General features: G+C 29.8%; 25 protein-coding genes. 12 read left to right on the forward strand and 13 right to left on the reverse strand.

The features are described from left to right. Positions 1-2: 2 nt before the first annotated feature. The 5 genes from I1A51_RS15500 to trhA all read left to right on the forward strand — a co-directional run bounded on the left by I1A51_RS15500 (position 3) and on the right by trhA (position 5,196). A complete protein-coding gene (locus tag I1A51_RS15500; RefSeq protein ID WP_196895528.1) occupies positions 3-1,037 on the forward strand; it encodes a VWA domain-containing protein in 1,035 nt (344 codons plus the stop codon). Continuing rightward, the gene (locus tag I1A51_RS15505; protein ID WP_196895530.1) at positions 1,027-1,893 is read left to right on the forward strand and encodes a tetratricopeptide repeat protein; all 867 of its coding nucleotides are present in this window, start codon (positions 1,027-1,029) and stop codon (positions 1,891-1,893) included. Before I1A51_RS15500 ends, I1A51_RS15505 begins: the two co-directional genes overlap by 11 nt. A gap of 5 nt (positions 1,894-1,898) precedes the next feature. Beyond that, on the forward strand, positions 1,899-3,662 hold the full coding sequence (locus I1A51_RS15510; RefSeq protein ID WP_196895532.1) for a BatD family protein: 1,764 nt from the start codon (positions 1,899-1,901) through the stop codon (positions 3,660-3,662). Positions 3,663-3,665: 3 nt separating this feature from the next. Continuing rightward, positions 3,666-4,424: a tetratricopeptide repeat protein gene (locus I1A51_RS15515; RefSeq protein WP_196895534.1), complete on the forward strand. Its 759-nt coding sequence runs from the start codon at positions 3,666-3,668 to the stop codon at positions 4,422-4,424. 130 nt (positions 4,425-4,554) lie between these two features. Beyond that, on the forward strand, positions 4,555-5,196 hold the full coding sequence (trhA, locus tag I1A51_RS15520) for a PAQR family membrane homeostasis protein TrhA (RefSeq protein WP_196895536.1): 642 nt from the start codon (positions 4,555-4,557) through the stop codon (positions 5,194-5,196). Between the two features lie 99 nt (positions 5,197-5,295). On the opposite strand, the gene dinB is transcribed toward trhA, so the two are convergent. Next, the gene (gene dinB / locus I1A51_RS15525; RefSeq protein WP_196895544.1) at positions 5,296-6,381 is read right to left on the reverse strand and encodes a DNA polymerase IV; all 1,086 of its coding nucleotides are present in this window, start codon (positions 6,379-6,381) and stop codon (positions 5,296-5,298) included. Positions 6,382-6,976: 595 nt separating this feature from the next. On the opposite strand from dinB, the gene I1A51_RS15530 reads away from it, so the two are divergent. The 4 genes from I1A51_RS15530 (at position 6,977) to I1A51_RS15545 (ending at position 10,021) form a co-directional block, all read left to right on the forward strand. After that, on the forward strand, positions 6,977-7,672 hold the full coding sequence (locus I1A51_RS15530) for a hypothetical protein (protein ID WP_196895546.1): 696 nt from the start codon (positions 6,977-6,979) through the stop codon (positions 7,670-7,672). A gap of 16 nt (positions 7,673-7,688) precedes the next feature. Beyond that, the gene (locus tag I1A51_RS15535) at positions 7,689-9,488 is read left to right on the forward strand and encodes a chloride channel protein (RefSeq protein WP_196895548.1); all 1,800 of its coding nucleotides are present in this window, start codon (positions 7,689-7,691) and stop codon (positions 9,486-9,488) included. An 11-nt stretch (positions 9,489-9,499) separates the two neighbouring features. Continuing rightward, positions 9,500-9,763, forward strand: coding sequence for a hypothetical protein (locus I1A51_RS15540; RefSeq protein WP_196895550.1), 264 nt, complete (start codon positions 9,500-9,502; stop codon positions 9,761-9,763). 63 nt (positions 9,764-9,826) lie between these two features. Next, positions 9,827-10,021, forward strand: a complete 195-nt coding sequence (locus tag I1A51_RS15545) for a cold-shock protein (RefSeq protein ID WP_196895552.1) — start codon at positions 9,827-9,829, stop codon at positions 10,019-10,021. A gap of 136 nt (positions 10,022-10,157) precedes the next feature. On the opposite strand, the gene I1A51_RS15550 is transcribed toward I1A51_RS15545, so the two are convergent. From I1A51_RS15550 to I1A51_RS15575, 6 genes are all read right to left on the reverse strand, one after another. Then, on the reverse strand, positions 10,158-10,898 hold the full coding sequence (locus I1A51_RS15550) for a succinate dehydrogenase/fumarate reductase iron-sulfur subunit (protein ID WP_196895554.1): 741 nt from the start codon (positions 10,896-10,898) through the stop codon (positions 10,158-10,160). A 7-nt stretch (positions 10,899-10,905) separates the two neighbouring features. Continuing rightward, entirely contained in the window at positions 10,906-12,912 is a 2,007-nt protein-coding gene (locus I1A51_RS15555) for a fumarate reductase/succinate dehydrogenase flavoprotein subunit (protein WP_196895556.1), read from the reverse strand. 12 nt (positions 12,913-12,924) lie between these two features. Beyond that, positions 12,925-13,581 (reverse strand): succinate dehydrogenase cytochrome b subunit, encoded by a 657-nt coding sequence (locus I1A51_RS15560; protein ID WP_196895558.1) that lies wholly within the window; start codon positions 13,579-13,581, stop codon positions 12,925-12,927. A 229-nt stretch (positions 13,582-13,810) separates the two neighbouring features. Beyond that, entirely contained in the window at positions 13,811-14,506 is a 696-nt protein-coding gene (locus tag I1A51_RS15565; RefSeq protein WP_196895560.1) for a hypothetical protein, read from the reverse strand. Positions 14,507-14,513: 7 nt separating this feature from the next. Next, positions 14,514-15,227, reverse strand: coding sequence for a hypothetical protein (locus I1A51_RS15570; protein ID WP_196895562.1), 714 nt, complete (start codon positions 15,225-15,227; stop codon positions 14,514-14,516). Between the two features lies 1 nt (position 15,228). Further along, entirely contained in the window at positions 15,229-15,561 is a 333-nt protein-coding gene (locus tag I1A51_RS15575; protein ID WP_196895564.1) for a PadR family transcriptional regulator, read from the reverse strand. Between the two features lie 127 nt (positions 15,562-15,688). Here I1A51_RS15575 and trpS point away from each other — a divergent pair, with 127 nt between their 5' ends. Then, positions 15,689-16,657: a tryptophan--tRNA ligase gene (trpS, locus tag I1A51_RS15580; RefSeq protein ID WP_196895566.1), complete on the forward strand. Its 969-nt coding sequence runs from the start codon at positions 15,689-15,691 to the stop codon at positions 16,655-16,657. A gap of 76 nt (positions 16,658-16,733) precedes the next feature. Here the strand turns inward: trpS and I1A51_RS15585 are convergent, their stop codons facing one another. From I1A51_RS15585 to I1A51_RS15610, 6 genes are read right to left on the reverse strand one after another with little or no spacing between them, the layout of a single operon-like run. After that, positions 16,734-17,186: a 6-pyruvoyl trahydropterin synthase family protein gene (locus I1A51_RS15585; RefSeq protein ID WP_196895568.1), complete on the reverse strand. Its 453-nt coding sequence runs from the start codon at positions 17,184-17,186 to the stop codon at positions 16,734-16,736. Between the two features lie 2 nt (positions 17,187-17,188). Beyond that, positions 17,189-17,374, reverse strand: coding sequence for a hypothetical protein (locus I1A51_RS15590; RefSeq protein ID WP_196895570.1), 186 nt, complete (start codon positions 17,372-17,374; stop codon positions 17,189-17,191). 3 nt (positions 17,375-17,377) lie between these two features. Then, positions 17,378-18,133 carry an enoyl-CoA hydratase/isomerase family protein gene (locus I1A51_RS15595; protein WP_196895572.1) on the reverse strand — a complete coding sequence of 252 codons (756 nt, stop codon included), beginning with the start codon at positions 18,131-18,133 and terminating at the stop codon, positions 17,378-17,380. Beyond that, the gene (locus I1A51_RS15600; protein WP_196895574.1) at positions 18,130-19,476 is read right to left on the reverse strand and encodes an MATE family efflux transporter; all 1,347 of its coding nucleotides are present in this window, start codon (positions 19,474-19,476) and stop codon (positions 18,130-18,132) included. The genes I1A51_RS15595 and I1A51_RS15600 overlap by 4 nt, the downstream gene beginning before the upstream one ends. 23 nt (positions 19,477-19,499) lie before the next feature. Further along, positions 19,500-19,958 (reverse strand): HAD domain-containing protein, encoded by a 459-nt coding sequence (locus I1A51_RS15605; RefSeq protein ID WP_196895576.1) that lies wholly within the window; start codon positions 19,956-19,958, stop codon positions 19,500-19,502. An 11-nt stretch (positions 19,959-19,969) separates the two neighbouring features. Further along, entirely contained in the window at positions 19,970-20,983 is a 1,014-nt protein-coding gene (locus I1A51_RS15610) for an NAD-dependent epimerase/dehydratase family protein (RefSeq protein ID WP_196895579.1), read from the reverse strand. A gap of 268 nt (positions 20,984-21,251) precedes the next feature. Here I1A51_RS15610 and tyrS point away from each other — a divergent pair, with 268 nt between their 5' ends. Next, positions 21,252-22,544: a tyrosine--tRNA ligase gene (tyrS, locus tag I1A51_RS15615; RefSeq protein WP_196895581.1), complete on the forward strand. Its 1,293-nt coding sequence runs from the start codon at positions 21,252-21,254 to the stop codon at positions 22,542-22,544. 112 nt (positions 22,545-22,656) lie between these two features. Beyond that, positions 22,657-24,057 (forward strand): OmpA family protein, encoded by a 1,401-nt coding sequence (locus I1A51_RS15620; RefSeq protein ID WP_196895583.1) that lies wholly within the window; start codon positions 22,657-22,659, stop codon positions 24,055-24,057. Positions 24,058-24,159: the final 102 nt, after the last annotated feature.

Genomic DNA, 24,159 nt, shown 5'->3' on the forward strand with positions numbered 1-24,159 from the left:
AAATGTATCAATTAGAAGAACCAAAATATTTTATAGCATTAATAGTAATACCAATACTAATTGTAGCCTTTTTAGGAATGTATTGGTGGAAGAAAAGAACGCAAAAAAAGTTTGCAGATTCTTTTTTAATTAAAAAATTAAGTCCAGAAAAATCTACATTTAAATCGCTTTTGAAAATTGTAGTACTTTCTCTTGGACTGGCATTTTTGGTAATTGCTTTGGTAAATCCAAAAATGGGAACAAAATTAGAAACAGTAAAAAGACAAGGAGTTGATATTGTTTTTGCTTTAGATATTTCGAAAAGTATGTTGGCAGAAGATATTGCACCAAGTAGATTACAAAAAGCAAAACAAATCATTGATAAAGTTATTAATAAACTTGGAAGTGATAGAATAGGAATTATAGTATATGCAGGAAATGCATATCCACTTTTACCGATTACAACAGATCATGGAGCTGCGAAAATGTTTTTACAAAATGCAGAACCAAATTTAGTTTCATCACAAGGAACATCAATTAATGATGCTTTAGAATTAGCAGAAACTTATTATAATAACGACGAACAAACAAATAAGTTTTTATTCTTAATTTCTGATGGAGAAGATCACCAAGGAGTAGACAATGCAATCGTTGCAAATGCAGCAAAAGAAGGAATAAAACTTTATACAATAAGTGTTGGAACAGAAAAAGGTGGACCAATTCCTTTAAAAAGAAATGGAAAACTTATAGGATATAAAAAAGACAGACAAGGAACTGTTGTAAATACAGTGATGGATCCTAAAATGTTAATGCAAATTGCAGAAGAAGGAAATGGGAAGTATTTGAATGGAAATAATACAAATAGTACCGTTTCTGCAATTGAAGATATTTTAATTAAAGCAGAGAAAAACGAATTTGAAACAAAGCAATTTTCAGATTATAAAGATCAATTTCAATGGTTTTTAGGAATTGGATTATTCCTTTTAATGATTGATGTTTTATTATTAGAAAAGAAAACGAAGTGGATTCAAAAATTAAATTTATTCAATGAAAAATAAGATATTTTTATACATATTCTGTTTGATTTCTAGCTTTGTTTTTTCGCAAGAAGATATAGAAAAATTAAAGTTAGAATCAGATGCTTTTGTGAAAGAAGGAAATGATTTATTCGAAGAAAAAAAATATGCAGATGCTGAGGTAATGTATAAAAAAGCTTTGGTAAAAAATCCAGGAAATAAGAAAGCAATTTATAATCTTGGAGATGCAATTTTTGGACAAGGAAGAACAAAAGAAGCAATTGCAAAGTTTAATTCTTTCAATAAATTAACTGATAATAAATTAGAGAAAGCAGCTTCTTTTCATAATATTGGAAATGCTTTTATGGCTGAAAAAGATTATCAAAAAGCTGTGGAAGCTTACAAGAATTCTTTACGAAATAACCCAAATGATGAAGAAACGAGATATAATCTTGCATTAGCTCAAAAATTCTTAAAAGAAAACCCTCCTCAAAATCAAAATAAAGATCAGGATCAAAACCAGAATCAAGATCAAAACAACGAGAATAAACAAGATCAAGACGAAAATAAGAAAAACGAGGATAATAAGGACGAGAATAAGAAAGATAACGAGGATAATAAAGATAAGAAAGACGAAAACGAAAACAAGAATAAAGACGAAAAGGACGATAAAGGCGATAACGAAGAAAAAGACGAGAATAAAGACAATAAAGATCAAGAGAATAAAAACGATAATAAAGAAAATCAAGGAGAACAACAACCACAAAAAGGTCAACTTTCTCCACAACAAATGAAGCAGCTTTTGGATGCGATGAATAATGAGGAAAATAAAACTCAGAAGAAAATCAATGCGAAAAAAGCGAAAGGACAGAAAACAAATCAAGAAAAAGATTGGTAAACAAAATGAATTCAAAAACGAATAAACTATTTATATTTTTCTTTTTTGCAGTACAAATTATTCTTGCACAAGCTACTTTTAGAACAAATGTTAGTAAAAGTAAGCTTGGAGTTAATCAAAGATTTCGAATAGAATTTGAAATAAATGCACAAGGTGGAGATAATTTTACACCACCAAATTTTTCCAATTTTACAGTTGTTGGTGGACCAAGCCAATCTGTAAATCAATCATGGATTAATGGAAAATCGAGTTTCTCTCAGAAATATGTTTATATTCTTCAACCAAAAAAACTAGGAACATTTACAATTGGAAGTGCAACAATTGAATATGATGGAAATGTTTTAAAATCAAATCCAGTAAAAATTTCCGTTTCTAAAGCTGTGGAAACTCCAGCAAATCCGAATGATCCAAGATATATAGCTGAGCAAAATATTCATATTGTTGCTGAGGTTTCTAATACTAAACCTTACGTTGGAGAAGCAATTACTGTTGTTTATAAACTTTATGTAAGTGATAAAATAAGCGTTAGTGATTGGAGAATCAATAATGCAATTCAATTTAATGGATTTTGGCATCAAAATTTAGATAGTAAAAATCAACAAGTTCAAAGAGGAAAATATAATGGAGAAGATTATCGATATGTGATTTTCAAAAAAGATCTTTTAATTCCTCAAAAATCTGGTAAACTTTTTATCGATCCAATTGAAATGGATGTTTCTGTCGGCGTTCCTACAGGAAGAGGAGATTTCTTTGGAAATATGATTACCAGAAATGTGGTACAACAAATTAAAACTCCAAAAAGAACCATTAATGTAAAAGAATTACCAATTGCAGATAAACCAGAGAATTTTACTGGAGCAGTTGGAGATTTTACATATAAAATGACTACAAATAAAAGAGTTTTAAAAGCAAATGAATCTGCGGAAATTAAAGTAGAAGTTTCTGGAAAAGGAAATTTAAAATTATTTGAATTACCAAAAATTACTACTTCTGATGAATTAGAAGTTTATACGCCAACACACGATGAAAAAGTAAGAACAACTACAACTGGATTGACAGGGAAAGTTTCTGACACATATGTTGTAGTTCCTGAATTTAAAGGAAAATATAAGATTCCTGAGACTTCTTTTACATATTTTAATCCAAAAGATAAAAAATACCATACAATTACTACAGAACCAATTTTCATCGAATCTCTTGGCGGATATGCAAATTCTGTTGCTCAAAATCCGATTGAATCTAAGAAAGAAGATTTAGCATCAAATGAAAATAATTTCAGATATATTGGAACAAAAGCAACTTTTCACAAAGAAAATGCATCTGATTTTTATGGTTCAAAATGGTATTATATTCTAGTAATAATTCCTCTTTTAGCAATTCCAATTGGAATTATCATTGGAAATAGAAAACAAGCTCGAGCTTTAGATGTAGAAGGAAATAGATTAAGAAAAGCAGACAGATTAGCTAAAAAATATTTATCTGAAGCTAAAAAGCAATTAGGAAAAAAAGAAGAATTTTATATCGCGCTTGAAAAAGCATTACATAATTTCTTAAAAGCAAAACTTCAAGTGGAAACAACGGATATTAGTAAAGAAAAAATCGCTGAAATCTTAAAGTCTAAAAATGTGGAAACAGAAGTTATCAAAGATTTTATTTCTGTATTAGATGATTGCGATTTTGCAAGATATACGCCAACTACAGATGTGATGATGCAACAAGAATTTGAGAAAGCAAAAGCGATAATTATTAAACTTGATAAAGTGTTGTAAGAGATGAAAAGAGTAATTTTATATTTGTTTATAAGTGTTATTTCTTTTGTAAATGCACAAAACCAAAATCCTGAAACACTTTTTGAACAGGCAAATTCTTTATATAAAGCTGACAAATTCAATGAAGCTGTAAAGAAATATAAAGAGATTGAAAAAGAAGGTTACATTTCGGATGTTTTGTATTATAATTTAGGAAATAGTTATTATAAATTAAACCAAATTGGACCTTCAATTTTTTATTATGAGAAAGCTTTAAAAGTGAATCCAAACAATAAAGACGCAAAAAATAATTTGATTTTTGCAAATCGTCTTGCTTTGGATAAAATTGAAGAAGTTCCAAATTCTGTCCTTGAAAATATTTCTGATAATTTCATCATGAAGTTATCGTATAATCAATGGGCCGTATTAGCTGTTGTAATGGCTTTTGTAGGAGCTTTATTCTTTCTGATATATTATTTCTCATTTACTTCTAAAAAGAAGCTTATTTTCTTTAATATTTCAATTATTAGTCTTGTGATTTTTGGAATTAGCTTCTTCTTTGCAATTAAAAATCACGATTTGATTACAAGTGATGTGGAAGCAATTGTTTTTACAGAAAAAGTTCCTGTTAAAGAAGCTCCAAAAATGAATAGTGAAACGCTTTATGACTTACATGAAGGAACAAAAGTAAAAGTTTTAGAAATTGATGGAGAATGGAGCAAAGTCAAAATTGCAAACGGAAATGAAGGTTGGATTCAATCAGAATCGTATAGAGAATTTTAAACAAAATTAAATATAAATACCACAAACTCTTATGGATAATTTCATAAGAGTTTTTTTATTTAAGGAATCTTTTATTTGCTTTTAGTTTTATTTTAAGTATTTGAAAATCAATTATTTGTATTTTTAATATATGGAAGTAGATAAAACACTTTACAATAGGAAAGAAGAGCAAGTAAATGTTATTACACATGCAATTGGAATCGTTTTAAGTTTGTTTGCAATCTATTTTCTATACCAAAAAGCAAAACTTCATCCTGAACCAAAGTATGTCATCGCTTCGTTGATTTATGGATTTAGTTTATTGATTCTTTACATTGCTTCCACTTCCTTTCACGCTGCTAAAAATCGTGCGCTGAAACTTAAACTTAATATTTTTGATCATTCTGCAATTTTTGTAATTATTGCCGGAACTTATACGCCTTATTGTTTATTAAGTCTAGAAAAATCCGATGGAATTTGGATGCTAATTTTTATTTGGATTGTAGCTGTTCTTGGAATTTATTTCAAAATTGCTGTCAAAAAAAGACATGGAACTTTGTCAACTCTAATCTACATTGTTGCTGGTTGGTTTTTTCTTGTCGAGTTCAATGCGCTTGTCAATTCTATTCACAAATGGGGATTATTTTGGCTAATTCTAGGAGGAGTTTTTTATACTATTGGCGCAGTTTTTTATTCACTTCGAAAACTTCCATATAATCACGGAGTTTTCCATGTTTTTGTGCTTTTTGGAAGCGCAAGTCATTTTATCAGTATTTATGATTATGTTTTATGATTTTTGGGCGCGCCTAAAGTCGGGCTTTCCGCTATATCTTTTGCTGCAAATCTGCAAGCAGCAAAAGGATGCCGCTGCAATCCCTCGCGCATTTCAACTTTAAAAATCAAATCGCAATTGTCGATTTTTTGGCGGCTCTTTTTTTTCAGTGTTTAAATTTGATAAACTAATTCCAAGCAAACGAACAGAATTTTGAATTTTATCTTGATACAAAAGTTGCTTTGTCAATTCTAAAATTTCTTCTTTTGACTCTAAAAATGTTTCTAATGTTCGACTTCGAGTTTGGACAGAAAAATCGCTGTATTTTATTTTCAATGTAATTGTTTTTCCTCTTGTTTTTGATTTTTCAATTCGACGAAATAATTCTTCAGCAATCTGTTCTAACTTTTCCATCATAAAAACTTCAGAAGTTAAGTTTTCTGTGTATGTATATTCCACAGCAATCGACTTTCGAATTCGATTTGGTTTCACTTCACTTTTTTGAATTCCACGAACAATTTGAAAATAGTGTTTCCCAGAATTTTTAAAATGTTGCTCTAAAAATTCTAAAGACTTTCCTTTTAAATCTTTTCCTGTGAAAATTCCTAAACTATACATTTTTTTAGCAGTAACTTTTCCAATTCCAAAAAACTTTTCAATTGGAAGTTCTTCTAAAAAATCATTCACTTCTTCTGGTGGAATTGTTTTTTGTCCATTTGGTTTGTTAATATCCGAAGCAATTTTTGCTAAAAATTTATTGATTGAAATTCCTGCGGATGCATTTAAACCTGTTTTTTCTTTAATTTCTTCTCGAATTTGTGTTGCGATTTTACTAGCAGATTTGATTCCTTTTTTGTTTTCAGTTACATCTAAAAAAGCTTCATCCAAAGACAGAGGTTCTACCAAATCAGTGTATTCATGAAATATTTTTCGAATTTGTTGTGAAATCTCACGATAACGAGGAAAACGATGTTTTACAAAAATCAAATCAGGACAAAGTTCTTTAGCTAGAGCTCCAGAAATAGCAGAACGAACACCAAATTTTCGTGCTTCGTAACTTGCAGCAGCAACAACTCCACGAATTCCTCCACCACCAACAGCAATAGGTTTTCCACGTAATTCAGGAAAATCTAATTGTTCTACAGAAGCATAAAAAGCATCCATATCAATGTGAATAATTTTTTTTATGTGTTTTTCTGTTTCCAAATTTTTCTTTTGTTTTTCAAAGGTATTTTAGATTCTGGAAATAAACAAAAATCCATTTTTTTATAGTAGTAGTTCAAAATAATTTCTAGAAAATAAAATTTCAAAATCATATTTAGTTAATTGTTATCGATACTTTATTGAAGAACTTATCCAAAGTTTAGTTGACCTATTTTTTTAATTGTAAAAATCAAGAAATTTGAAAAAAAATAGACGAGAAACTGTTTGAGCGATAGCGAGTTTTTTGAGCCTTTTTCAAATTTTGTAGATTTTAGATTAAAAAAATAAAGTCTTGATTTTTTTGGTTCGTTTTTTTATCAAGAAAAAAATGAATAATCTGAAATTTTAAAATGAAAATTATTTAGATGCATAAAAACACTTTGTTATGTAAAGATTAAATCTTGAAAAATTTATAAAGAATTATCATTTTATTTTCAAGTTTGGTTTTTATTTCTAGTTACTTTTGTACTGTAAATTGCGTTAGGGATTGCAGCGGCATCCTTTTGTGGAAGAATGGAACAAAAGATATAGCGGAAAGCCCGACCTAATTCCTGAGTGAAATCGAAGGAATAGGAAACGCCCAAATAAACTAGAAAAAATGAAAGAAATTTTAAGTAAATATGGAATTCATTCGTACGAGAATGTGATTTTTGAATATAATCCAGTGAAATTGGATTGGTGGGGAGTTGAGGAAGAAATCATTTTTGAAGTGCAAATTTCGAAGAATGAAAGTGGATTGGAAGTTGCAATTTATTTCTTGTTTGAAAATGAAGAAGAATATGAAAGAGTTGTGGTTTTTATTTCGCAAATAGATGAAAATTTTGAGAATGTAATTGGAGCGAATTTAGTTGCAAAAATTGTCAAAGAGAAAATCTTAAATGAGGTAAATAATTTACAATTTATTCCAGAACAAGAAGCTTATTTAATTCCAGATTTAGCTACTTCTATAAAAGTTTTTGATGCAATTATGAGTCAATTAGCAGATGTAAATCCAACCATTGCAGAAAACGGATTAGATTTAGATGATGAAGAAGATGAAGGATTATTCTTTGAAATGTTAGCATTATATGCTTCTGAAAATGACACTTTTGATATTTCAATTTACGAAACTATGTTGCGTGCGCAATTTGAAGAAGCAGGAGAAGAGTTTATGAAATATTTGAAAATGGAAGTTTCTGTGATTGAAGAAAATAAACTTTGGGATGCATTTTTAAAAGAAACACCTTTTGCACAACAATTGAATTTAAAAGAAGAAGATTTAATAAAAATTGCGTATCTTATAAATAGTATATAATGATGTGTGATTTACAATGCCAGGACAGAAAAAAAATATTCTTACACGCTTTTTAATTTGGCGATATAAAAATATTTCGCAAAGAAATTTTGTCTATGCATTGAGTCTTATCATCGGATTTCTTTCTGGAATTGCTGCGGTAATTATTAAGAATTTAACGCATTTAATTAAATATATTTTAGAAGGAAATCTGGTGGTTTATTATCATCATGTTTTTTACTTTGTCTTTCCTTTAATTGGTATTTTACTGACGATTCTTGTGGTAAAATATATTTTTAAAAAGGATGTAGGATTTGGAATTCCTACTGTTCTTTATGCGATTTCTAAAAGAAAATCGATTCTTCCCAAGAAATATATGTTTTCCAATTTAATAACTGCACCATTGACAGTTGGTTTTGGTGGATCAGCTGGATTAGAAGGCCCAACTATTTTAACTGGAGCTTCTGTCGGAACACGATTGTCGAAATTATTACACATGGGACAATCGACAAGAATGTTATTGATTGGTTGTGCAGCAGCAGGAGCAATGTCTTCTATTTATAAAGCGCCAATTACAGCGATTATTTTTGCAGTAGAAGTATTTAGTTTAGATTTAACTTTAGTTTCTTTAGTTCCGCTTTTATTGGCTTCTTCGGCTGCAGTAATTACTTCTCATTTCTTTTTTGGATCTACAGTTTTATTGCATTTTCAATTAAAAGATATTTTTACGCTTAGAGATATACCATATTTTATTTTACTTGGATTTATTACATCGTTGACTTGTATCTATTTTACAAGGATTCATTTCTTTTTGCATTCGCTTTTTGATAAAATGAAAACACAAGTCAAAAGATTGTTGATTGGAGGAATTTCTATTGGAATTTTGGTTTTTATTATTCCACCACTTTATGGAGAAGGGTTTCAGATTATCAATAGTTTGTTGGAAGAAGATTATATGCAAGCTTTAGGTTCAAATTTATTCGATACATATTTGGATAATATTTGGGTAGTGATTAGTCTTTTAGTTGGATTGGTAATTTTTAAAGCAATTGCTACTTCTTTAACTACTGTTTCTGGTGGAGTTGGAGGAATATTTTCTCCTGTTTTATTCGTTGGAAGTGCTATTGGACAAGCTTTTTCTTTGGCTTTAAATAATATTCCATTTTTGAATATTCAAACTTCTACAAGTAATTTTTCTTTAGTTGGAATGGCAGGAGTGATGGCAGGAATGTTACATGCACCATTAACAGCGATTTTCTTGATTGCAGAAATCACAGGAGGATACAAACTTTTTATTCCATTAATGATTACAGCAACAATCTCTTATATCTGTACAAAATATTTTATTCCACATTCAATTTACACAATGCAGTTGGCCAAAAGAGGTGAATTAATGACACATGATAAAGATAAAAATGTGTTGATGATGATGGAGATTGAAGAATTGATTGAAAATGATTTTGTACCAGTTAATCCAGAAATGAGTTTAGGAAAAATGCTTCATGAAGCAGTGGTAAATTGTAGTCGAAATATTTTTCCAGTAATAGATGAAGAAGAAAATTTTTTAGGTGTCGTTCTTTTAGACGATATTCGCAGTATAATGTTTGAGTCAGAAATGTATGAAACTGTATTTGTTTCAGAAGTGATGCGAAATGCTCCGACAGTGATAGATTTTGAAGAAGATTCGATGGAGAAAATTATGCAGAAATTTCAAAATACAAGTGCTTGGAATTTACCAGTTGTAAGACAAAATAAATACATGGGATTCATTTCTAAATCAAAATTATTAACTGTTTATCGTCGAAAATTAATAGAAGTAACATCAATTAAAAATTAAAACCTCAAAGAATGAAGTCGATTATTTGGATTTTAACCTTACTATTTGCCATAGGTTTAGCGGTTGGGTTTGCAATGCAACATTATGGAATAGAAAAAAGTGATGTAGTTATTGGAATTTCTATGCTAGGAATTGCATTTATTTTGATACCTTTATTCCTTTATTATAGATACCAAGGAAAAGATTTAACTAAGTACAGTTTTAGACATAACCCCAATCCGGAAGATTTAGATAAAAAAGAAGAAGGAAATTCTTCATCAAAGGAAAATGAATAACAATAATTTGATATTTATGTAAATAAGTATTAAATTGACTATTAATAATTTATAAATTTTAAAATGACAGGTACAGTTAAATTTTTTAATGAGTCTAAAGGATTTGGATTTATTACTTCTGACACAACGGGAAAAGACATTTTCGTTCACATTACAGGTTTAAAAAGAGGTACTTCTTTAGAAGGAGGCGAAAAAGTAAGTTACGATGAAAGCGAAGGACGCAAAGGAGTGGTAGCAGTTAATGTTGCTATCATCTAACCATATATATTTAAACAGTAATGAAAGCTCTTAGATTATTCTAGGAGCTTTTTTTATGAATTTATATTAATAAAAAAAGCCTGATTTCAAGTGAAAATCAGGCTTTTTAGTATTTTAAAAATCAATTAATAAGTGATTAAACACTAGCTTTAATTAATTCTCTATTCATCCTTGCAATGTTTTCTAAAGAAATTCCTTTAGGACACTCTACTTCACAAGCACCTGTGTTTGTACAGTTTCCAAATCCTTCTTCATCCATTTGTTTTACCATGTTTTGAACACGTTCAGAAGCTTCAATTTGTCCTTGTGGTAATAAAGCATATTGAGATACTTTAGCACCTACAAATAGCATTGCAGAAGCATTTTTACATGTTGCAACACAAGCTCCACATCCGATACAAGTTGCAGCATCCATAGATAAATCTGCATCTTCTTTAGAAATTAAAGTTGCATTAGCATCTTGTGTGTTTCCTGATGTATTTACTGAAATATATCCTCCAGCTTGTTGAATTCTTTCAAAAGCAGTACGATCTACAACTAAATCTTTGATTACAGGGAAAGCTTTAGCTCTGAAAGGTTCGATATAAATAGTATCTCCATCGTTAAACATTCTCATGTGTAACTGACAAGTTGTAACTCCTCTATCTGGACCATGAGCTTCACCATTAATAAACATAGAACACATTCCACAAATACCTTCACGACAATCGTGATCAAATGCAACAGGTTCTTCTCCTTTATTAACTAATTGCTCGTTTAATACATCCATCATTTCTAGGAATGACATATGTTCCGAAATATCAGTCACTTTATATTCTACCATTTGACCCTCAGCTTGAGAGTTTTTTTGGCGCCATATTTTTAGTGTAAGATTCATAATAATACTATTTATATGAACGAGTTTTTAATTCAATATCTTTAAATTCTAATTGCTCTTTGTGAAGAACAGCTTCGCTTGGTTGTCCAGTGAATTCCCATGCAGAAACATAAGCAAAGTTTACATCATCACGTTTTGCTTCTCCATCTTCAGTTACATATTCTTCACGGAAATGACCTCCACAAGATTCTTTACGTTCGTAAGCATCACGAGCAAATAATTCTCCTAATTCTAAGAAGTCAGCAACTCTTCCTGCCTTTTCTAATTCAGGATTCATTTCATGACCATCACCAGGAACTTTTACGTTTTTCCAGAAATCTTCTCTTAATTCTTTGATTTCTTTCATCGCTTCATCTAAACCTTTAGCGTTACGTGCCATTCCTACTTTATCCCACATGATTTTTCCTAATTTCTTGTGGTAATAATCAACTGAATGTGCTCCATCATTGTTTAAGAAGAAATCGATTCTATCACGAACAGCTTTTTCAGCTTCTTCGAATTCTCTTGTTTGTGTAGAAATTTCACCTGTACGAATATCATCAGATAAATAATCTCCGATTGTATAAGGAAGTACAAAATAACCATCTGCTAAACCTTGCATTAAGGCAGAAGCTCCAAGTCTGTTTGCTCCGTGATCAGAGAAGTTTGCTTCTCCAATTGCGTATAATCCTTCTACAGTTGTCATTAAGTTATAATCAACCCAAAGTCCTCCCATTGTATAGTGAGTTGCAGGGTAAATCATCATTGGAGTTTCATATGGGTTGTCATCAACAATTTTCTCATACATTTGGAATAAGTTACCGTATTTTTCTTCTACGATTTTCTTTCCTAATTCAACGATTTTTGCATGAGATGGATTGTGAATTCCATGGATATTAGCTTGCTCTTTTCCATAACGTACAATTGCAGATTGGAAATCTAAATAAACAGCTTCACCAGTTTTATTTACTCCATAACCAGCATCACATCGCTCTTTTGCTGCTCTTGAGGCAACATCACGAGGTACTAAGTTTCCGAATGCTGGATATCTTCTTTCTAAGTAATAATCTCTATCTTCTTCTGCAATTTCAGTAGGTTTTAACCTTTTTTCACGAATTGCATGAACATCTTCCATTTTCTTTGGTACCCAAATTCTACCATCATTACGTAATGACTCAGACATTAACGTCAATTTTGATTGGTAATCTCCTGATCTAGGAATACAAGTTGGGTGAATTTGTGTAAAACATGGGTTTGCAAAGTAAGCTCCTTTTTTGTGAGCTTTCCAAGCTGCTGTAGCATTAGAACCCATTGCATTTGTAGATAAGAAATAAACATTTCCATATCCTCCAGATGCAATAACAACTGCGTGAGCAGAATGTCTTTCGATTTCTCCAGTTACAAGGTTTCTTGCAATAATTCCACGAGCTTTTCCATCAACAAGAACAACATCTAACATTTCATGTCTGTTGTGCATCTCGATTTTACCACGAGCAATTTGACGGTTCATTGCAGAATATGCACCTAATAAAAGCTGTTGTCCAGTTTGTCCTTTTGCGTAGAAAGTTCTTGATACTAATACTCCTCCGAAAGATCTGTTATCTAATAATCCTCCATAATCACGAGCAAATGGTACACCTTGAGCTACACATTGGTCAATAATATTTGCAGAAACTTCTGCTAAACGATATACGTTAGCTTCACGAGAACGGTAATCTCCTCCTTTTACAGTATCATAAAATAATCTGTAGCTAGAATCACCATCTCCTTGATAGTTTTTTGCTGCGTTGATTCCCCCTTGTGCTGCAATAGAGTGCGCTCTACGAGGTGAATCTTGGTAAGCAAATGCTTTTACATTGTATCCTAATTCAGCTAAAGTTGCAGAAGCAGAACCTCCAGCTAAACCTGTTCCAATTACAATAACATCAATATTTCTTTTATTGGCAGGGTTTACCAAATCGATCTTATCTTTATGATGTATCCACTTATCCTTCAATGGTACACCAGTAGGTACTTTTGAATTTAACTTTGTCATAATACCTTATCGTTATAGAGAATTAATATAATGAAAAACTGCAATAAACATGTATCCTACAGGAACTGCAATTGCATAAATATTTCCAAGTTTTTTAATAGCTGGTGTATATTTTCTATTGTTAAAACCAACTGACTGGAATGCTGATTGGAATCCGTGTAATAAATGTAATGCTAAGAAAACAAAAGCAACTACATAAATTAAAACATACACAGGATTAGCGAATTTAGCAACAACCATTTCGTATGAATCTAAATGCTCATGCGTGATATAGTGTGCTTTGATTGTTGGAAAAAAGAAGTCAACCATGTGTAAACAGATGAATAATAAAATCATAACACCTGTAATAATCATATTTCTTGACATCCATGAAGCATTAGCTGCTGCGTTGTTTTTTGCATACTTTACACTTCTAGCTCCTTTATTTTTTGCATCTAAGTACATTCCCATGATTAAATGGTAAATGATACCAAAGAAAAGTACAGGTTGCAATGCGTATTGTACAAACGGATTTGTTCCCATGAAATCTGAAGCATCATTGAAAGCTTGTTTGTTGAATACAGATAAAAAGTTAATTAAGAAATGTTGTAGTAAGAAAAACAACAGAAAAAAACCAGAAAGTGCCATAAACACTTTTCGTCCTACTGAAGAAGAATAAAATCTGCTCATTTTTGTTTATTATGTTTTTACAAGAAACAAAGATAAGACATCTACTTTGCTATTTATAGCAATTTTTATATTTTACACTTATTTAGAATGATTATAAAAAAGAAAATTTACTTCCAATTTAATAACTATAATTCCCAAATAGTAAATCTTTTATGTCAAAATCTAAAACTTATTAAGAATTTGACATTTTTAATTCTTTCTGATTTTAATTCTATTTTTGAACTGTTTTTTAAGAGATAATATTTAAATATCTTTCTTTCAGTAATTTATTAGAGTGTTTTGGAATTTCTCTGAAAATAATATCAAATAAAATAAATGAAATTGTATAAATCAATGAAACAATAAATACTTGAAAAAGATTCTTAAATTCACTAACTTCTGTGAAAATTGTAAACATATAAATCATATTCAATGTAAATGAAGTATATTGATTATTTCCTTTTAAAACTTCTTTTAACAACCATTTTTTAGATTTTTGAAATTGAAATTTATCTCTAATAATTTTAATTAAAAACATCACTCCAAAAAATACCAAGAAAACTATATTAATCATTTGTAAGTCAAAAGTTTCTTTAAAATGAAACAATAAACTGAAAATGAAAACAAAAATAAACAGTGATTTCATGATTCTTGGAAAGGTAAAATATTTTAAAAACCATTTCCATAACAGTTTACCATATTCTTTTTGTAATCTTCTTTGATTTTCATCAATCAATTTTTGAAATCCTGAAAGTCCAAACTTCTTAAATGCATTTCTGAAAGCTTTATTAAAATCCATATTTTCATCTTCTTCTAATTGCATTTCAATGTCATTTGCTAAATGATCTACAATTTCAATTTGCACATCAAAATATGGTACTTTTCCTTGTTTTTCCACAAATTCATACAACACATCAATTTGTTCTTTTGTCAATTCTTTTTTCATAGTTTTTTTATTTTATTAATCGATAATATGGATATTTTTTCTTTAAAATTTCATCTTCTTTTTTTGGAATTTCAAAACTCAAAATATACTTAATTAGAACAAAAAGAAAAGTAAAAACTGTAAAACCAATGGTAAGATAAATATTAGAAGAAGTATGATTCAGTTTAGCCAAACCTTCTGAATCTAAAAAGATTTGTACCATCGGAATAGTTCCTAAAACTCCAGTTTCAAAGAACTTTAATCTGAAAATAATCTCTTGAAAAAGTAATTTTTTCTTTCCTTTCTTTTTAAAACGATTATACTTAAAAATTTGAAGAATCGTATAGATTGCATAAACAAAATAAATAATTGCAAAAGCCCGAAAAATTATTGAAAATGAAATGTTTTGAAAGGTTAAAAACAAACAACTCAATAGAAATAGGGATTGGAAAATTTTTGGAAATTTAAAATGATTAAAAAATACTTTTGAAGCAATTTTAAAATATTCTTTAAACATAAATTTTCGTCTTTGTTCTACAATTTCTGAAAATCCTAAAACTCCAAACTTTTTAAATGCTTTTTCTCTTGCTTCATCAAAAGTTAATTTCGGATTTTCCTCCAAAATTTGCTCAATATCATTTGCCATATGATCTACTAATTCCAGTTGTAAATCGTAATATTCGACATAATGTTTTTCTGTAAATTCAAATAAATTTTCAATCTCTTTTTCTGTCAATTTCATATTAAGTCAATTTTGTTTTTAATAAGATTTCCATATTTTGAATAAAAGAAGCTAAATCACTCAATCGATTTACTGTTTCTTTCGTTCCTTTTTCTGTCAATTTATAGTATTTTCTTGGTCTGTTCCCAATCATTTGCACTTCAGATTCCAATAATTCTTCAGATTCTAATTTGTGTAAAGCTGGATATAATGCTCCTTCTGTAATTTTTAAATCTCCTTGCGTAATTTCCTTTACTTTTTGTGTGATTTCATAACCATACATTTTTCCTTCACTTTCTAAGAGTTTCAAAATAATGGTTTGTAAAGAGCCTTTATATAATTTTTGATTTGACATGGTTTTTCTTTTGTTCAAATATACATAATTTTCTTATACATAAAAATCTTATGTATATGAATTTAAAAATTCACTTGAAAAATTGAAAACTTATTATGTATTTTTGTTTTTATTAAAATAATAAGAAATGTCAAGAATATTAACAGGAGTTCAGAGTACAGGAACGCCACATTTAGGTAACATTTTAGGAGCAATTATGCCAGCAATTGAAATGGCAAATGATCCAAAAAATGAATCTTTTTTGTTTATTGCAGATATGCACTCTTTAACACAAATCAAAGATGGAGAAACTTTACGTCAAAACACTTATAGCACTGCTGCTACTTGGCTTGCTTTTGGTTTAGACACAGAAAAAACAGTTTTCTATCGTCAGAGTGATATCCCAGAAACGACTGAACTTACTTGGTATTTAAGCTGTTTCTTTCCATATCAAAGATTAACTTTAGCACATTCTTTCAAAGATAAAGCAGATAGATTGGAAGATGTAAATGCAGGACTTTTTACTTATCCAATGTTAATGGCTGCGGATATTCTTTTATACGATGCTGAAATTGTTCCAGTAGGAAAGGATCAATTACAACATTTAGAAATGACACGTGATGTTGCTTCTCGTTTTAATCATAAAATGGGAGAAACATTTGTACTTCCTGAAGCAAAAATTCAAGAAAGTACAATGTATGTTCCAGGAACAGATGGTGGAAAAATGAGTAAATCTAAAGGAAACATCATTGATATTTTCTTACCAGAAAAGAAACTGCGTAAACAAATTATGAAAATTGAAACAGATAGTACTCCTTTAGAAGATCCTAAAAATCCTGATACTTGTAATCTTTTTGCTCTTTATAAATTAGTTGCTTCTGAAGAACAAATTGCAGAAATGAGAGGAAATTATGAAGGAGGAAATTACGGTTTTGGTCATGCAAAACAAGCTTTCTACGAATTGATTTTAGAAAAATTTGAAGAGCCTCGTAAGAAGTATAATTACTTCATGGAAAATCTTGAAGAATTAGATAAAGTTCTTGCTGTTGGAGCTGAAAAAGCAAAAGAAGTTGCTTCGGAAGTTTTAAAAAGAACTAGAACAAAAGTAGGATATTAGAAAAATCCATATAAATATTAAAAACCCAATTCTGTTATTTTAGAATTGGGTTTTTTTATTGTTTATTTCAATATTTTTATTCTTGATCTGAAGCAAACCACTCTGCATGAGAAGTTCCAGTTTCTTGTAATTTTAAAGAATGAAGTTTGATGTTTTCTGGTAATTTTGATTTAATTTTCTCTGCAAAATCAATCAACATCATTTCACTTGTTGGTTGATAATCTACCAAACGAACATCATGTCCTCTTGCTTTTAATTCATTTGCAAGTTCAATATGTGGGGTATTTTTATTAAAAACAGTTGCATGATCGAATTTGTCAACAATTTCTTGTTTCACGATTTTTTTCAAATCTCCAAAATCGATTACCATTCCACATTTTACATTATCCATATCTGTAATTGGCTTTCCAATTACTGTAACAGATAATTTATAGCTATGTCCATGTACATTCTTACATTTTCCATCATAACCAAATAAAGCATGCCCTGCTTCAAAATCAAACTGCTTTGTAATTCGAATTGTACTCATAATTATTTATCTAGGTCTTTTCTTTTCTTCATTAAATAATAAATGACGTATGCAAAGATAATCAATATTACATAAGGAATATAAGCACCAATTGTAACTCCAATTTCATATCTTGAATCTGGAGCGTTTTTTATTTTCTCTTCAATTTTTGGAACTTCTTGTAGTAAAGTGATGATTGTTGCTAACATGTTTTATTTTTTAAATTTTGAAAGTGCTTCTTTCGTGAAATTAGAAAGGACTAATTTACCACTTATTTCGGCTCTTTCCGCTAATAAACTATCCCAATTTTCTGTATTTTTCCAAAGTACTTTTTTCAAATCTGCTAATGCTTCTGGATTATAATTTGTAAATCGTTCTGCAAATTTTTGTACAGAAATATCCATTGTTTCAATCGATTCAAAAACTTCTTGAAATAATCCTTTTTCTGCTGCCCATTTTGCATTCCTCCAATTTGATGCATCTAAAGAAAGCTCTGAAGTTGCTGCTAATCCGATTTTTCTTTCTACAGCTGGCTCAATTACAAAAGGTCCAATTCCAATTGTGATTTCTGAAAGTTTAATTGAAGCAGCATCTGTTGCAAAAGCATAATCACAAGCAGCAGCCAATCCAACTCCACCACCTACAGTTTTTCCTTGAATTCTTCCAATAATAATTTTAGAACATTTACGCATTGCATTAATTACATTCGCAAATCCCATGAAGAATTTTCCTCCATCTTCTAAATTATCAATTGCTAAAAGCTCATCAAAAGATGCTCCTGCACAAAAAGCTTTTTCTTTTGCACTTTTTAAAACAATTACATTGATTTCTTCATTTTTATCTAATTGATTAAATGTTTCCGCCAATTCTGCAAGTAAATAACTTGGAAAAGAATTACTCGCTGGGTGAAAAAATGTAACTGCTGCTATTTTATTTTCAATTATTGTTTCAATCGTACCTTGATTCATTCGTTGGTTATATTTTGGGTTAAAATTTTTGTTTTGAATTTCCAGATTAAAATTCCTGCTCTAAACAACATCCAAACCGTGAAAGCTAACCAAATTCCATACAATTCATATTGGAAATAATCTCCTAATAAAAGTGTCGGAACAAATCCAATAAATGTTGCAATTATTAAAGTATTTCTTAAAGTTGTAGCATCCGCCATTCCTTTAAAAATTCCATCAAAAACAAAAGCAATTGCATTTAATGGTTGCATTAAAATTACAATCCAAAAAACATCATAAAACAATTTTAAGACATCTTTTTCATCAGTAAACATTTCACCAATTGGTTTGTAAAGAGCGAAAAATAGAACTGCTAAAATAATAGAAATTACAATAGCATATTTACTTATAATTCTACTTAATTCTGCCAATCCATTAAAATTTCCTTGACCTAGTAATTTTCCAGAAACAATATTTCCAACACTGGAATAGCCATCAATAAAAAAGGCGAAAAATAACCAAATCTGAAAAGCAATTGTTTGTGCTGCAATATGCGCTTCTCCATAACTTGTTGCATAAGCATTTGCCATGTAAAGTGCAACATTTAAAGACAAAGCTCTTAAGAATAAATTGATAGTGATGATTACAATTTGTTTTACTTCTTTGTGTAAAGGAAAAATTAATTTTAATCGAAATGGTGTTTTCCAAAGCATGAAAAAGAAAGCTAAAATAGACATTGTAATTTGAGCAATTACACTTGCAATTGCAGCTCCTTCAATGTGCATTGGTTCAATAAATCCTTCTACACCAAAAACCAATAAATAATCTAAACCAACATTTAAAACAGCTCCAATAATACTGATAACCATTGGCCAAAAGGTGTTTTGTAACCCTCTGAAAACTCCGAAAATAGAGAAAGTTAAAAGTGTAAAAGGTAAACCAATTGCTCGAATATTATAATATTGAATAGTATAATTTAAAAGTAATCCTTCTGCATTATACATTCGAAAAATAGATTCTGCAAAAGTGATGGAAATGACATAAACGATTAAACTTAAAATCAGATTTATCGATAAAACTTGTGCAGGAAGAATATGAATTTCTTCTAATTTTTCTGCACCATAATATCTTGCAATCGTTGCTGAAATTGCTGAACGAGATTGTGCTAAAATCCAAATTAAAGCAGAAATCAACGAACCTGCAATTCCGACAGCAGCTAAAGATTCGGTCGAATTTATTTTGATATTTCCAACAATTGCTGTGTCTGTAATAGATAAAAGAGGTTCTACAATTCCAGCGATAATTGCAGGAATTGCCAATGCATTTATTTGTTTAAATGTGATAACAGGTTTTTTTGTTGTCATGGAATGACTTTTTGAAAAGAGAATTAATCATTCAAAATTTCTAGACTTTCTCCTAACTTTTCTTTATTAAAACCCAATGTAAGTTCAGTTAAAACTAAATGATTTTTGAAATTAGAGTTTAAAGAATGTAAAGATTTATCATCATCAAGGATTAAAAAATTCTCTATATTATTTTCTTTAATAAATTGTTCGATTTCTTCTTTTCGAGATTTACAATTTGGATATTCAGGAACAAAACCTTGAATTGTTTGGACAATATTTCTATGTGCAAAAATTGTATTAAATTCTTCTAAAGTTTTTACAGTTCTTCTAGTAGAACTTAACCAAATTTCAAAAGGATACTGTTGTAAAAGTTGATTTAAATTTTGGACACATTTAGAATTAAATCTAGAATAATTATCTGAATCCATTTCATCTTGTTTCCATGGAGGAGTTGTAATCAAAACTCCATCCAAATCTAAAATCAAAATTTTACACTCCATTAATTCTTGAATTATTTATCTCGATTAAAATCTATGCAAATTTCGGAAATTGTTGTTGAAATTGGCTCAAAATCAAAGGATAATTCTTGTTTTATTTTATCAGAGCTATAATAAGTCTTAGAATGTGCAGATTTTACAGATTGTTCTGTTAAAAGAGGTTTTCCGTTTGTAAGTAAACAGCGAATTTTATCAAAAATAGCCATAAATTTCATGCTGCTCTCAGAAACATTTTTATATGGTTTTTTCTTTTTAAAGTTTTCTGCGATAGAAAAGAACAAGTCTTTGAAAGAAATATTTTCAGAAACTAAAACGAATCTTTCATTTTTTATATCTGATTTCATCAACTGAATCATTGCTTTTACGGTGTCTTTCACTCCAACAAATCCAGTGATTCCTTCTGTGTAATATGGAAATCCTTTATAAACTTTGGAAAAAATATCTCCTGTTCCAGTTTTCCAAAAACCAGATCCAAGAATAACTCCTGGATTTACAATTACAGCATTTAATCCTTCTTGTGTTCCCCGCCAAACTTCCATTTCAGCACCATATTTGGAAATTGCATAACCATAATTTTTTTCTTCAGGATTCCAATCGCAGGATTCATCTAAGAAATCTTGATTTACTTTTTTACTCAAAGTCGCTACAGAACTGACATAACAAAGTTTTTTTACATGAAAATCGATACAGAAATTTACAATATTCATGGTTCCTTGAATATTTGCTTGACGCATTTTTTTATAATCTTTTGGATTGAAAGAAACCAATGCAGCAGCGTGATAAACTTCTGTCATTTTGTGTTTTTGGAAAAGTTCTTCTAAAGAAATGGTATCTTCAATATCTGCTTTTTCCCAAATGATTTTTTTGAAAAGTGAATTTGTATTTTCAGTATAGTAAGAAAAAACATTTTCTACAGCTTTTAATTTTGATTCATTTCTATAAATCGCAATTATTTGTTCGTTTTCAAGCGCTAGATGATATAATAAATGCGCTCCAACCATTCCTGTGCCTCCTGTAACTAAAATCATGCAACGAAAGTAAAGAATTATTCTAGAATGATACTTAAATATAAATGGATTTTTATCTTTGCTATACAATTTAAGAAATCTATTTGAATTTTATTTCTATTTCATTGAAATGAATGCGTTAGGGATTGCAGCGGCATCCTTTTGCTGCTTGCAGATTTGCAGCAAAAGATATAGCGGAAAGCCCGACCTGATTCCTGAGGAAACCGAAGGAGAAGGAAACGCCCAAATATAGATTCTACTAATTTTTGAATTTAATTTTTATATAAATATGAATACTAACTTTGTTGAAGAATTACGTTGGAGGGGAATGTTGCACGACATCATGCCTGATACGGAAGAGCTTCTAACTAAAGGAGTAACTACAGGTTATATTGGTTTTGATCCTACTGCGGAATCATTGCATATCGGAAGTTTAATTCCGATTATCATTTTGATGCATTTCCAGAAGGCAGGACATAAACCTTTAGCTTTAGTTGGAGGAGCGACTGGGATGATTGGTGACCCTTCAGGGAAGTCTAATGAGAGAAATTTATTAGACGAAGAAACATTAAATCGTAATGTTGCAGGTTTAAAGAGAACTTTAGAGCGCTTTTTAGATTTTAATAGTGATGCAGAAAATGCTGCGGAACTTGTAAACAATTATGATTGGATGAAAGATATTTCACTTATTGATTTTGTTAGAGATATCGGAAAACATTTAACTGTAAATTATATGATGGCGAAAGATTCGGTAAAGAAACGATTAGGTTCTGAGTCGAATGTAGGAATGTCATTTACAGAATTTACTTATCAATTATTCCAAGGTTACGACTTCTATTATTTATATAAAGAGAAAAATTGTTTGCTTCAAATGGGAGGTTCTGATCAGTGGGGAAATATCACTACTGGAACAGAATTAATCCGTAGAAAAGCACAAGGAAAAGCATATGCATTAACTTGTCCTTTGATTACAAAAGCAGACGGAACAAAGTTCGGAAAATCAGAAGGAGGAAACGTTTGGTTAGATAAAGAATTAACTTCACCTTATAAATTCTACCAATTCTGGTTAAATGCTTCTGATGAAGATGCAGAAAATTATATCAAGAAATTTACTTTCTTAGATAGAGAAACAATTGAAAAATTAATTGAAGAGCATAAGGAAGCTCCACATTTAAGAATTTTACAAAAGAAAATCGGAGAGGAAGTAACTTGTATGGTGCATTCTAGAGAAGATTATGAAAATGCTTTAAAAGCTTCAGGAATCTTATTTGGAAAAGCAACTTCAGAAGAGTTAAATTCACTTGGAGAGCAAACATTCTTAGATGTATTTAGTGGAGTTCCTCAAGCAGAAGTTTCAAAAGAAGCTATCGAATCTGGAATTGATATTGTTGCAGCATTTGCAGAAAACGGATTTTTAAAATCGAATAAAGAAGTTCGTAGAGCTTTAAAAGAGAATTCAATTTCAGTTAATAAAGAAAAGGTAGGTGAAGATTTTGTTATTGAAACAAAAGATTTAATTGCTGATAAATATGTGCTTTTACAAAGAGGTAGAAGAAATTATTTCTTATTAAAAGTAGTTTAATATTTTCTTTTATAAAACATTAAAAACAGCTAATAGATTTATTAGCTGTTTTTTTATGTCTGTTTGTGAACATTTTTTATAGATTTGAGGAAAATTTCAAAAGAGTAAAAAAATGAAAAAGAACAAATGGGTTTTAAAAGCTTTAATAGCTTTTACATTTTTGCTATGTATAAAAGAGGTATCTGCTCAAAATTCAAAATACAGATGGTATTTATCAGCAGGTTATAATGCGATTGATTTTAATTCTGCGGGTTCTACAGGAAATGGTAGATTTAATCAGTTTTTTAACACAAAACATTACAATTTTCATCCTACATCTTTTCGAGTGAATTTATCATATTATTTAAAATATGGAATTATTCCAGAAGTTGATATGTCATTAAATTCGATAGATAGATTTGGTTCTGAAAAAGTTCAAGGACAAGATGTTCCTTATTTATCATTTACTGGAGGAGCGAAATATGGATTAAGTCATATTTTTGGAAAAGAGGGATTTTTTGGAAAAAATGGTTGGTTTGATCCTTATTTAGGATTAAAAATCGGTATGGCAGGAATGGATAATAAGACAAGTTTCTTATATGATGGTGAAGCAGGATTTAATATTTGGATTTTTGAACAATACGGATTAAATATTCAGACAGAATATAAACGTACAGCAAATCAAGATAAAGTTTTAAGACACTTTCAACATAGTATAGGAATTGCATATCGTTTTGGTCCTTCTGATAAAGATAAAGATGGAGTAAAAGATAAAGACGATAAATGTCCATTAATTAAAGGAGAAAAAAGATTTAATGGGTGTCCAGATTCAGATGGTGATGGAGTTCCAGATAGAAATGATGGTTGTCCTTTAGAAAAAGGAGATAAGAGAAATGGAGGATGTCCAGATTCGGATGGAGATGGAGTTGTAGACAAGAAAGATAAATGTCCAAAATTAAAAGGAGATAAAAAAGCAAAAGGATGCCCAGATAAAGATAACGATGGAGTTTTAGATGCAGAAGATGGTTGTCCAGAAAAAGCTGGTTCAAAAGAAAACGGAGGATGTCCGTTTGTAGATTCAGATGGTGATGGAGTTCAAGATAAAGATGATAAATGTCCAAATAAAGCTGGAGTTGCAGAAGAAGGAGGATGTCCAAAAGAAATTATTTCGCAAGAAGCTTTAAATAAACTTCAATTGGCTGCAAAATCGATTAAGTTTGATTTAGATAAAGATCAATTTATTCCAAGAAAATCAAAAGAATTAGATGAAATTATAACATGGATGAAGCATTATAAAGAAGCAAGATTTCTAATTCAAGGAAATACGGATAATTTAGGTTCGGCTTCTTACAACATGAAATTATCTTTAAATAGAGCAGAAGGAGTAAAACAATTTTTGGTAGAAAATGGTATTGAAGAAAGTAGATTAGAAGTAAAAGGATTTGGAGAAACAAAGCCAATTGCACCAAATACTACAAGAAAAGGAAGAGCTGAAAATAGAAGAGTAGAATTTATTATTTTGAATTTAGAATAATAAAAAAACATAATTTTAAAAAGCCATAGAGTTGAATACTTTATGGCTTTTTTTGTTTTTATTACTTTAATTCTTATGATAAATTAAATAAAACTCTATCAT

Origin of the sequence: Aureivirga marina (assembly GCF_015767265.1) — a bacterium.
In the GTDB taxonomy this organism is placed as follows: Bacteria; Bacteroidota; Bacteroidia; order Flavobacteriales; family Flavobacteriaceae; genus Aureivirga; species Aureivirga marina.

Bases quoted from the DNA above. Each gene is read 5' to 3' on its own strand.
- I1A51_RS15500 (WP_196895528.1), top strand. From the start codon at position 3: ATGTATCAATTAGAAGAACCAAAATATTTTATAGCATTAATAGTAATA.
- I1A51_RS15505 (WP_196895530.1), top strand. From the start codon at position 1,027: ATGAAAAATAAGATATTTTTATACATATTCTGTTTGATTTCTAGCTTT.
- I1A51_RS15510 (WP_196895532.1), top strand. From the start codon at position 1,899: ATGAATTCAAAAACGAATAAACTATTTATATTTTTCTTTTTTGCAGTA.
- I1A51_RS15515 (WP_196895534.1), top strand. From the start codon at position 3,666: ATGAAAAGAGTAATTTTATATTTGTTTATAAGTGTTATTTCTTTTGTA.
- trhA (WP_196895536.1), top strand. From the start codon at position 4,555: ATGGAAGTAGATAAAACACTTTACAATAGGAAAGAAGAGCAAGTAAAT.
- I1A51_RS15530 (WP_196895546.1), top strand. From the start codon at position 6,977: ATGAAAGAAATTTTAAGTAAATATGGAATTCATTCGTACGAGAATGTG.
- I1A51_RS15535 (WP_196895548.1), top strand. From the start codon at position 7,689: ATGCCAGGACAGAAAAAAAATATTCTTACACGCTTTTTAATTTGGCGA.
- I1A51_RS15540 (WP_196895550.1), top strand. From the start codon at position 9,500: ATGAAGTCGATTATTTGGATTTTAACCTTACTATTTGCCATAGGTTTA.
- I1A51_RS15545 (WP_196895552.1), top strand. From the start codon at position 9,827: ATGACAGGTACAGTTAAATTTTTTAATGAGTCTAAAGGATTTGGATTT.
- I1A51_RS15550 (WP_196895554.1), bottom strand. From the start codon at position 10,898: ATGAATCTTACACTAAAAATATGGCGCCAAAAAAACTCTCAAGCTGAG.
- I1A51_RS15555 (WP_196895556.1), bottom strand. From the start codon at position 12,912: ATGACAAAGTTAAATTCAAAAGTACCTACTGGTGTACCATTGAAGGAT.
- I1A51_RS15560 (WP_196895558.1), bottom strand. From the start codon at position 13,581: ATGAGCAGATTTTATTCTTCTTCAGTAGGACGAAAAGTGTTTATGGCA.
- I1A51_RS15565 (WP_196895560.1), bottom strand. From the start codon at position 14,506: ATGAAAAAAGAATTGACAAAAGAACAAATTGATGTGTTGTATGAATTT.
- I1A51_RS15570 (WP_196895562.1), bottom strand. From the start codon at position 15,227: ATGAAATTGACAGAAAAAGAGATTGAAAATTTATTTGAATTTACAGAA.
- I1A51_RS15575 (WP_196895564.1), bottom strand. From the start codon at position 15,561: ATGTCAAATCAAAAATTATATAAAGGCTCTTTACAAACCATTATTTTG.
- trpS (WP_196895566.1), top strand. From the start codon at position 15,689: ATGTCAAGAATATTAACAGGAGTTCAGAGTACAGGAACGCCACATTTA.
- I1A51_RS15585 (WP_196895568.1), bottom strand. From the start codon at position 17,186: ATGAGTACAATTCGAATTACAAAGCAGTTTGATTTTGAAGCAGGGCAT.
- I1A51_RS15590 (WP_196895570.1), bottom strand. From the start codon at position 17,374: ATGTTAGCAACAATCATCACTTTACTACAAGAAGTTCCAAAAATTGAA.
- I1A51_RS15595 (WP_196895572.1), bottom strand. From the start codon at position 18,133: ATGAATCAAGGTACGATTGAAACAATAATTGAAAATAAAATAGCAGCA.
- I1A51_RS15600 (WP_196895574.1), bottom strand. From the start codon at position 19,476: ATGACAACAAAAAAACCTGTTATCACATTTAAACAAATAAATGCATTG.
- I1A51_RS15605 (WP_196895576.1), bottom strand. From the start codon at position 19,958: ATGGAGTGTAAAATTTTGATTTTAGATTTGGATGGAGTTTTGATTACA.
- I1A51_RS15610 (WP_196895579.1), bottom strand. From the start codon at position 20,983: ATGATTTTAGTTACAGGAGGCACAGGAATGGTTGGAGCGCATTTATTA.
- tyrS (WP_196895581.1), top strand. From the start codon at position 21,252: ATGAATACTAACTTTGTTGAAGAATTACGTTGGAGGGGAATGTTGCAC.
- I1A51_RS15620 (WP_196895583.1), top strand. From the start codon at position 22,657: ATGAAAAAGAACAAATGGGTTTTAAAAGCTTTAATAGCTTTTACATTT.